This window comes from Streptomyces sp. NPDC058880 (assembly GCF_042742535.1).
Classification (GTDB): domain Bacteria; phylum Actinomycetota; class Actinomycetes; order Streptomycetales; family Streptomycetaceae; genus Streptomyces.
The window spans coordinates 70,368-79,521 of the sequence record NZ_JBHYMC010000030.1 but is presented as its reverse complement, the minus strand read 5'-3'; the positions used below and the strand labels follow the sequence as shown (position 1 = coordinate 79,521).

Genomic DNA, 9,154 nt, shown 5'->3' with positions numbered 1-9,154 from the left:
GGCCGGACCCGATGGTCCGGCCGCCGCCCCTTCCGCGCGAAGCCGCTACGCGAGCGGGTCGGTTCCCGACCCCGCCTCGCGCTCCTTCTCCGCCAGCTCGTCGTCGAAGCTCGCCGGTGCGGCATCGCGGTCCGACAGCTCGGTCGCCGCGGGCGGCTCGACCAGCCAGTCCGGGTTCGACTGCTGGTCCCACCACCGCCACGCCAGGTATGCGCCGGCGGCGACCAGGCCGACGAGCGCGGCTCCGCGCAGCACCTTGCCGCGGCGCCGTGCCCGCTCGTGCTTGCGCACCAGCCGTTGCACTTCCTTGGCGGTCACCTGGCCGCGCAGCGCCGCCAGGGCGGCCGTCGAACGCGACGCGGCCTCCTCGGCCACGGGCGTGGCGGCTGCGATCGCGCTCTCGATCTTCGGCTGCGTGTAGTCGGCCGCCTGACGGGCCGCCAGCAGCGTCTGGTGGACCGCCTTCGTCGCAGCCCGGTCCACGGGCGGCGGCACGTGCGCCCGCGCCGCCTTCAGCCGCGGGTGCAGATGGCAGTCGTAGGTCATCCGGGCCTGGCGCGCCGCGCCGGTGGCAGCCTGGGACATCATCGGCGTCAGCCGTTCGTTGGCCTCGTGCGCGTAGTGCACCGCAGCGTCCCTGGCGGATTCCGCGTACGGCGCCACCATTTCAGCCGCGTACCGCACGCTCTCCCTGGCGCTCTCGGCTGCCAGGCGCGCGCTGTCCTTGCCGGTCACGGGATCCTCCTCCTCGGTGGCGGACACAGTTCACCTTTCCACCCTTTGTCGGATCATGCCTGCCACAGCGCCGAGCGGCATGCGCGACAGGGCATACGGGTGGACGATTTCAGTGCCGCGGAGCGCTCCGTGCGACCATCTGGACCGACAGTGATGACTATGGAAGGCAGATCCGTGGCCGAGAAGCTCTACGCCACCCTGAAGACCACCCGCGGCGACATCGAGATCGAGCTGCTGGAGAACTTCGCTCCGAAGACCGTTCGGAACTTCGTCGAGCTCGCCACGGGCGCCCGCGAGTGGACCCGTCCCACGGACGGCCAGAAGACCACCGACCCGCTCTACGACGGCACCGTCTTCCACCGCGTCATCAGCGGCTTCATGATCCAGGGCGGCGACCCGCTCGGCAACGGAACCGGCGGCCCGGGCTACGCCTTCGCGGACGAGTTCCACCCCGATCTGGCCTTCACCAAGCCCTACCTGCTCGCCATGGCCAACGCCGGCCCGGGCACCAACGGCTCGCAGTTCTTCATCACCGTCGCCCCGACCGCCTGGCTGACGCGCAAGCACACCATCTTCGGCGAGGTCGCCGACCCGGCGAGCCGCAAGGTCGTGGACGCCATCGCCGCCAGTGCCACCAACCCGCGCACCGAGCGGCCGCTGGACGACGTGATCATCAAGTCCGTCGTCGTCGAGAAGCGCTGACCCCTCCGCCCGCTCCGCCAGGCCCCCGGGAACCTTTCCGCCCCGCCCGTCCGTCCTGGATACGTACCGGAACCGGATACGTACCGGACCGGCGGGGTCGCACCGCCTGCCCTGCCGCCGACCGAGGGGACCGATGGACACCGACCGTCTGCCGGGCTGCTACCGCCACCCGGACCGCGACACGGGGATCAGCTGCACCCGCTGCGAGCGCCCCATCTGCCCCGAGTGCATGATCAGCGCCTCGGTGGGCTTCCAGTGCCCCGAGTGCGTACGCGAGGGCTCCGGGACCGGGCACCGGCCCGCCGCGAACGCGCCGCGCACCCTCGCGGGCGGGGTGGTCGCCGACGATCCCCACCTGGTCACCAAGATCCTCATCGGGATCAACGCGGCGGTGTTCCTCGCCGGCCTCGCAGCACCCGCGATCGTGATCCAGCTCGAACTGCTCGGCCGCTACGTCGAGTACTTCGGCGCTCCGTTGGAAGGGGTCTCCACCGGCCAGTACCACCGGCTGCTGACCTCGGTGTTCCTGCACGTCGAGTGGTGGCACATCACCGGCAACATGATCGGCCTGTGGGTGATCGGAGGCCCTCTGGAGGCGGCCCTGGGCCGCGCCCGCTACCTCGCCGTCTACCTGCTCTCGGGCCTGGGCGGCAGCGTCCTCGTCTACCTGCTGACCCCGCCGAACACCCCGACCCTCGGCGCCTCCGGAGCGGTCTTCGGCCTGCTCGGCGCCACGGTGGTGCTGGTGCGGCGGCTGCGGTACGAGATGCGGCCGGTGATCGTCATGGTCGTGCTGATGCTGGTGCTGACCTTCTTCCCCTTCGGCGGTGCCCTCAACGTGTCCTGGCAGGCCCACGTGGGCGGTCTAGTCACCGGCGCGCTGGTCGGGCTCGGCATGCTCACGCCGACCGCCGCCCGGCATCGCGCACTCGTCCAGTGGGGCACCTGTGCGGCGGTGTTCCTGCTGGCAGCAGCGCTGATCATGCTCCGTACGGCGGAACTCACCTGATCACACCGGCGTCAACTCTCCACAGAGTTATCCACAGATCTTCTGCCTTTTCCTCAGCTGTGGATGACGCTGTGGATAACTCCTGGGGAGAGCTTCCGTCAGGGACGGCCGGGTGCTACTTCCACTGCGTGGAAACGCCGAATCCCGCCGCGATGAAGCCGAACCCGACCACGATGTTCCAGTTGCCCAGCGCCTCGACCGGCAGCTGGGTCTCGGTCACGTAGAAGACGACGATCCACGCGAGACCGATCAGGAAGAACGCCAGCATGACCGGGGCCACCCAGCTGCGGTTCGTCAACCGGATGCTCTGCGGCTGCCGCGTGGGCGGCGGGGTGTAGTCGTCCTTCTTGCGGATACGTGACTTCGGCACGAGGGGCTCTCCTGTCGATGCGCTGGGGACCTTGCCTGCCCCGGGCGTCCGTTAGCGTAGTGGACCTGTGGCGTTGAAGGAGAAGGGTACGTTGAGCAATTCAGACGACTCCTCCGCGGGTACCCGCCGCCGGGCCAGGCCGGTCCGGTTGCTGACGGCCGCCGTCTTCGCCCTGGCCGGGCTGCTCTTCGTCACCAGTTTCAACACTTCCAAGGGTATGAACATCCGGACGGACGCCTCCCTCCTGAAACTGTCCGATCTCATCGAGGAGCGCAGCCAGGACAACGCGGAGCTGGAGGAGAGCACCGGAGCGGCCCGCCGCCGCGTGGACGCCCTCGCCGCCCGCGACAACGGCAGCAGCCGGGCACAGGACGCCGAGCTGGCCGCCCTGCGGGCCGCCTCGGGCACCGAGGAGCTCTCCGGCAAGGGCCTGACCGTCACCCTCAACGACGCCCCTCCCAACGCCACCGCCCGCATTCCCAACGTGCCCGAGCCGCAGCCCAACGACCTGGTGATCCACCAGCAGGACCTCCAGGCCGTGGTGAACGCCCTGTGGCAGGGCGGCGCCCAGGGCATCCAGGTCATGGACCAGCGGCTCATCTCCACCAGCGCGGTGCGCTGTGTGGGCAACACCCTGATCCTCCAGGGCCGCGTCTACTCGCCCCCGTACAAGATCTCCGCCGTCGGCGACCCGGCGGCGCTCAAGAAGGCCCTCGCCGCCTCCCCGGCCCTGCAGAACTACCAGGCGTACGTGAACGCCTACGGCCTGGGCTGGAAAGTGGACGAGCACAAGGCGCTGACACTTCCCGCCTACTCCGGCACAGTGGACCTCCACTATGCGAAGCCGGTGGGCGCCACCCCGTGACCGGGTCCGTTCCGACGCCGTACTGCGGCTGGCGGTACGGACGTTCAGCGAGGCGTGCCTGACGGCCGGCGCGCTGATCGTGCTCTTCGTCGCCTACGTCCTGCTGTGGACCGGGGTCACCGCGGACCGGGCCGCAGCCGGCGAGATGGCCCGGCTGCGCGACAGCTGGGCGGCCGGCGCACCGCGGGCGGCGCCGGCCGCCGCGCCCGGGGCCGCCCCGCTGCCGCCGGAGTCCACCGCAGCCGAGCCGCCGCCCCGCCACCCCGCGGGCCGGGCCTTCGCCGAGATGTACGTACCGCGCTTCGGCCCGGACTGGGTCCGGCCGGTCCTGGAGGGCACGGACCCCGAGCTGCTGAAGAAGGGCCTGGGCCACTACACCGCCACCGCCCCCCTCGGGGCCGTCGGGAACTTCTCCGTGGCCGGCCACCGCCGCACCCACGGAGACCCCTTCAAGGACTTCCCGAAGCTGCGCCCGGGGGACGAGGTGATCCTCAAGGACGCGGGCACCCGGTACACGTACACGATCCGGGGCGGGCCCCTGCGCATCCTGCCCACCGACGTCGGAGTGGTCGACCCGGTCCCCGGCGGGTCCCCCTTCACGGCGCCGGGCCGGTACCTGACGCTGACCACCTGCGACCCCGAGTGGGGACACAGCCACCGGCTGGTGGTCTGGGCGGAACTGACCGGAACGCACCCCGCGGCGCAGAGCGGGCCGGGGGGTTCGTCCAGGTGACCCTCTCCGCCGGGCCGCTGCCTTTAGTCTGTTCGCGTACCGCCCCCGCGGTGCGTTGAACGAATATGGACGAAAAGGAATCAGGCGGCATGTACGGCTGGATCTGGCGGCATCTGCCGGGCAACGCGTGGGTGCGCGCCCTGATCTCCCTCGTACTGGTCCTCGCCGTGGTTTTCGTGCTGTTCCAGTACGTCTTCCCGTGGGCCGAGCCACTCCTTCCGTTCAACGATGTGACGGTGGACGAGGGATCGGGAGCCAGTCCGTGAGCGCACGCATTCTGGTCGTGGACAACTACGACAGCTTCGTCTTCAACCTGGTCCAGTACCTCTACCAGCTGGGAGCCCAGTGCGAGGTCCTGCGCAACGACGAGGTCGCCCTCGCGCACGCGCAGGACGGCTTCGACGGGGTGCTGCTCTCCCCCGGACCGGGCACGCCCGAGCAGGCCGGCGTCTGCATCGACATGGTCCGGCACTGCGCCGGCACCGGCGTCCCCGTCTTCGGCGTGTGCCTGGGCATGCAGTCGATGGCGGTGGCCTACGGAGGCGTGGTGGGCCGGGCCCCGGAGCTGCTGCACGGCAAGACCTCGCCCGTGGTGCACGGCGGGCTCGGCGTCTTCGAGGGACTGCCCTCGCCCTTCACCGCGACCCGGTACCACTCCCTCGCGGCCGAGCCCGCGACCCTGCCCGACGTGCTGGAGGTCACGGCACGGACCGAGGACGGGATCATCATGGGCCTGCGCCACCGGGAGCACGACGTCGAGGGCGTGCAGTTCCACCCCGAGTCGGTGCTGACCGAATGGGGCCACCGGATGCTCGCGAACTGGCTGGTCCGGTGCGGTGACGCCGGCGCGGTGGAGCGCTCGGTGGGGCTGGCCCCGGTGGTGGGCAAGGCCGTCGCGTGACGACGGTCGCGCCGTCCGCGCCCACGGAGGGCCGGGCCGCGCGACGCAGGGCAGCTCAGGAGGCCGCGAAACGGGCCGCCGGGAACACCCGGCGGCGGGGCGGACGGCGGCGGGGCGGACGGCGGCGCAAGCGGCCGGCGTCGGGCGGCCCGGTGGTCATCGCGAGCCGGCTGGGCGGGGAGCTGTTCATCACGGCGGGCCTGGTGATGCTGCTGTTCGTCGCCTATCAGCTCTGGTACACGAACGTGGTGGCGGAGCGGACGGCGAACGGCGCCGCAGGCTCGCTGCTGCAGACCTGGGAGCGGCAACCGGACGGCGGCGGGACGGCCCCGCCGGTGACGGCCTTCGAGCCGGGCCAGGGCTTCGCCATCCTCCACATCCCCAAGCTGGACGTGAAGGTCCCGGTGGCCGAGGGCATCAGCAAGCCGAAGGTCCTGGACCGGGGCATGGTCGGGCACTACGGCGAGGGCGCGCTGAAGACCGCGATGCCGGCCGACAAGCAGGGCAACTTCGCGGTGGCCGGACACCGCAACACCCACGGCGAGCCGTTCCGCTACATCAACCGGCTGGTGCCCGGGGACCCCGTCGTGGTCGAGACCCGGGACGCCTACTACACGTACGAGATGACCTCGTCGCTCGCGCAGACACCGCCGACGAACATCGGAGTGATCAAACCCGTGCCGGAGGGCTCCGGTTTCACCTCCGAGGGCCGGTACATCACGCTGACCACCTGCACCCCGGAGTTCACCAGCACCTACCGGATGATCGTATGGGGCAGGATGACCGACGAACGACCGCGCAGCCAGGGCCCGCCGCCCGCGCTGACCAGCTAAGGAAGAATCACGCAGTGTCTCGTGCCAGCCGCCGTGCCGCGGCCCCGCCCGCCGGCAGCCGCAGTGTGCTCGCCGGGTTCCTGAGCCTGCTGGGCGAGGTCCTCATCACGGCGGGCCTGGTGCTGGGGCTGTTCGTGGCCTACTCGCTGTGGTGGACGAACGTCCTCGCGGACCGGCAGGCCGCCGCGCGCGGGAACGAGATCCGGCAGCAGTGGCTGAACCCGGCCCCCGAGCAGGCCGGACCGGGTGCGCTCGACACCCGGGGCGGAGTCGGCTTCCTGCACGTGCCGGCGATGCGGAACGGCGAGGTGCTCGTCAAGGCGGGCACGGCGCCGGACATCCTCGACGACGGCGTGGCCGGGTACTACACGGAGCCCGTGAAGTCGGCGCTGCCGTGGGACGAGAAGGGGAACTTCTCGCTGGCCGCGCACCGCGACGGGCACGGGGCGAAGTTCCACAACATCGACAAGGTGAAGAACGGCGACGCGGTCGTCTTCGAGACCCGGGACACCTGGTACGTCTACCGGGTCTTCGCAGAGCTGCGCCAGACCTCGAAGTACAACACCGACGTGATCAACGCGGTCCCCAAGGAGTCCGGCAAGACCGCTCCGGGCCGGTACATCACGCTCACCACCTGCACCCCGGTCTACACCTCGAAGTACCGGTACATCGTGTGGGGCGAGCTGGTCCGGACGGAGAAGGTCGACGCCCGGCGCACGCCCCCGGCGGAGCTGCGCTGAGCCGGGGCCTGCGCGGCCCCCAGAGGGCCTGGAGGGCCCCGCGGGAGCCCCGGGAGTTCCAGGGAGTCCCAGGAATCCCAGAGGCCCCGGACAGGCCCGCAGACGCCCGTCTGTCGCCGCCGTGGGTGTGGGCGTGTGAAAGGTCCGGCCCCTCTCGCATCCGAGAGGAGCCGGACCTTTTCACACGGACCTGGTCGCCGGACCGGCGGCCGAGGGGCCGCGCCTAGCGGCGGCCTCCGCCACCGGTCAGGCCTCCGAAGAGACCGCCGTTGTTGTTCCCGCCGTCCTGCTGTCCGGCGATCGTGGCCACGTTGACGGCCTGTCCCGACGCGCCGGGGGTACCGGGCTCCGGGCTGGTGCTCACCACGAGCGCGTTGTCGTCCGACGGGCCGGCGACGATGCCAAGCCGCAGGTTGGCTCGCTGCAGGTCGTTCTTGTACTGGCCCAGGGTCCGGCCGGAGAAGTTCGGGACGACCGTCGCCTGCGAGGCCTTGGCGATGGTGATGCCCACGGCCTTGTTCTGTTCGAGCTCCTGGCCCGCCGCGAACTGCTGGCCGATGACCGTGCCCGGAGCGGCTCCCGGCTGGTCGGACTCCGTGACGCTGCCGAGCCGCAGGTTGACCGCCTTGAGGGCCTTCTCCGCCTCGTCCTTGGTCTTGCCCGTGAGGTCGGGGACCTCGGACTTGGACGGCTCCTTGGCCACCGTCAGCGTGATCACGCTGTTCTTCTCGGCCTCGGAACCGGCCTTCGGGTTCTGCTCCAGGACGGTCCCCGGGGTGCGGTTGGACTCCTGCGTCTTGCGGTCGACCTGGAAGCCCTTGTCCTTCAGCGCCTTCTCGGCCTCCTCGTACTTCATGTTGAGCACGTCGAGGACGGAGATCTTCGGGGCGCCCGAGGAGATGGTCACCGTGACCGTGGAGCCCTCTTCGACCTTGGTGGCGGGCTCCGGGTCCTGCTTGCAGACGTTGCCCTTGGGCTGGTCCTCGCAGGGCGCTTCGCCGCCCTTGACCACCTTGAGCTTGGAGTTCTCGCCGCTCTTGGTCGCCTGTTCCAGGGTCTGGCCGATGAGCTTGGGCACGTTGGGCCGGTTGTCGGCGGTGTCCCCGAACAGGGAGCGGCCGATGAGGATCGCGCCGACCAGGACGAGGATGCCGGCCGCCACGAGCAGGACGGTGGACGCCCTGCTCTTCTTCTGGCTCTGGCGGCGGTTCGGACCCTGGTCGTAGCCCTGGTCGCCATAGCCGTAGCCGCCGTCACCCGGTGGCATGGGCGGCATCATCGACGTCTGGGCGCCGGGGTCGGCGGTGCGCAGGGCGGTGGTGGGCTGGTCGTAGCCCTGCGGGCCGTAGCCGTGGCCCTGGTCGTGCGGGTAGCCGTAGCCGGCCGCGCCCATGGCGGCGGTGGCGGCGACGGGCTGGCCGTCGAGGCAGGCCTCGATGTCGGCCCGCATCTCGTCGGCCGACTGGTAGCGGTAGTCGGGGTCCTTGACCAGTGCCTTGAGGACGATGGCGTCCATCTCGGGCGTGATCTCGGGGTCGAAGTTCGACGGGGGCTGCGGTTCCTCCCGCACGTGCTGGTAGGCGACGGCCACCGGGGAGTCGCCGACGAACGGGGGCCGCACGCAGAGCAGCTCGTAGAGGAGGCAGCCCGCGGAGTACAGGTCGGAGCGCGCGTCGACCTGCTCGCCCTTGGCCTGCTCCGGGGAGAGGTACTGGGCGGTGCCGATCACGGCCGCCGTCTGTGTCATGGTCATGCCCGAGTCGCCCATGGCGCGGGCGATGCCGAAGTCCATGACCTTGACCTGGCCGGTGCGGGTCAGCATCACGTTGGCGGGCTTGATGTCGCGGTGCACGATGCCGGCGCGGTGCGAGTACTCCAGGGCCTGGAGGATGCCGATGCACATCTCCAGCGTGCGCTCGGGAAGCAGCTTGCGGCCCGAATGCAGCAGCTCGCGCAGCGTGGAACCGTCGACGTACTCCATCACGATGTACGGGATGGAGATGTTGTCGACGTAGTCCTCGCCGGTGTCGTACACGGCGACGATCGCCGGGTGGTTCAGCGACGCGGCCGACTGGGCCTCGCGCCGGAACCGGGCCTGGAAGGACGGGTCGCGGGCGAGGTCGGCACGCAGGGTCTTGACGGCGACGGTACGGCCGAGCCGGGTGTCGTGGGCGAGGTAGACCTCTGCCATGCCACCGCGGCCGAGCACGTGGCTCAGCTCGTACCGGCCGCCGAGGCGACGCGGCTCTTCCATAACGTTGCAGCC

At 70.7% G+C, this 9,154-nt stretch carries 10 protein-coding genes and 1 pseudogene; 8 read left to right on the top strand and 3 right to left on the bottom strand.

Features of this window, described 5'->3' with window-relative positions; all coding sequences use genetic code 11:
• Nucleotides 1-45: 45 nt before the first annotated feature.
• Complete coding sequence (locus ACFW2G_RS18845; RefSeq protein ID WP_052030353.1) at nt 46-762, bottom strand: DUF5324 family protein; 717 nt, start codon at nt 760-762, stop codon at nt 46-48.
• A gap of 147 nt (nt 763-909) precedes the next feature.
• On the opposite strand from ACFW2G_RS18845, the gene ACFW2G_RS18840 reads away from it, so the two are divergent.
• Both ACFW2G_RS18840 and ACFW2G_RS18835 read left to right on the top strand, forming a co-directional pair.
• On the top strand, nt 910-1,437 hold the full coding sequence (locus ACFW2G_RS18840) for a peptidylprolyl isomerase (protein WP_037920482.1): 528 nt from the start codon (nt 910-912) through the stop codon (nt 1,435-1,437).
• 133 nt (nt 1,438-1,570) lie between these two features.
• A complete protein-coding gene (locus ACFW2G_RS18835) occupies nt 1,571-2,446 on the top strand; it encodes a rhomboid family intramembrane serine protease (RefSeq protein WP_037920485.1) in 876 nt (291 codons plus the stop codon).
• 115 nt (nt 2,447-2,561) lie between these two features.
• On the opposite strand, the gene crgA is transcribed toward ACFW2G_RS18835, so the two are convergent.
• Nucleotides 2,562-2,816, bottom strand: a complete 255-nt coding sequence (gene crgA, locus ACFW2G_RS18830; protein ID WP_030762414.1) for a cell division protein CrgA — start codon at nt 2,814-2,816, stop codon at nt 2,562-2,564.
• A 91-nt stretch (nt 2,817-2,907) separates the two neighbouring features.
• On the opposite strand from crgA, the gene ACFW2G_RS18825 reads away from it, so the two are divergent.
• The 6 genes and pseudogenes from ACFW2G_RS18825 to ACFW2G_RS18800 all read left to right on the top strand — a co-directional run bounded on the left by ACFW2G_RS18825 (nt 2,908) and on the right by ACFW2G_RS18800 (nt 6,888).
• Nucleotides 2,908-3,681, top strand: coding sequence for a DUF881 domain-containing protein (locus ACFW2G_RS18825; RefSeq protein ID WP_384584715.1), 774 nt, complete (start codon nt 2,908-2,910; stop codon nt 3,679-3,681).
• Nucleotides 3,653-4,414 carry a class E sortase gene (locus ACFW2G_RS18820; protein ID WP_384584718.1) on the top strand — a complete coding sequence of 254 codons (762 nt, stop codon included), beginning with the start codon at nt 3,653-3,655 and terminating at the stop codon, nt 4,412-4,414. Before ACFW2G_RS18825 ends, ACFW2G_RS18820 begins: the two co-directional genes overlap by 29 nt.
• A gap of 89 nt (nt 4,415-4,503) precedes the next feature.
• Nucleotides 4,504-4,680: a hypothetical protein gene (locus tag ACFW2G_RS18815; RefSeq protein ID WP_037920490.1), complete on the top strand. Its 177-nt coding sequence runs from the start codon at nt 4,504-4,506 to the stop codon at nt 4,678-4,680.
• Nucleotides 4,677-5,315, top strand: coding sequence for an aminodeoxychorismate/anthranilate synthase component II (locus ACFW2G_RS18810; protein ID WP_384448068.1), 639 nt, complete (start codon nt 4,677-4,679; stop codon nt 5,313-5,315). The genes ACFW2G_RS18815 and ACFW2G_RS18810 overlap by 4 nt, the downstream gene beginning before the upstream one ends.
• A gap of 155 nt (nt 5,316-5,470) precedes the next feature.
• Nucleotides 5,471-6,148 (top strand): annotated as a pseudogene (locus ACFW2G_RS18805) (class E sortase); the annotation flags it as partial.
• A 14-nt stretch (nt 6,149-6,162) separates the two neighbouring features.
• A complete protein-coding gene (locus ACFW2G_RS18800) occupies nt 6,163-6,888 on the top strand; it encodes a class E sortase (protein ID WP_384448071.1) in 726 nt (241 codons plus the stop codon).
• A gap of 223 nt (nt 6,889-7,111) precedes the next feature.
• Here the strand turns inward: ACFW2G_RS18800 and pknB are convergent, their stop codons facing one another.
• A complete protein-coding gene (pknB, locus tag ACFW2G_RS18795) occupies nt 7,112-9,142 on the bottom strand; it encodes a Stk1 family PASTA domain-containing Ser/Thr kinase (protein WP_037920504.1) in 2,031 nt (676 codons plus the stop codon).
• Nucleotides 9,143-9,154: the final 12 nt, after the last annotated feature.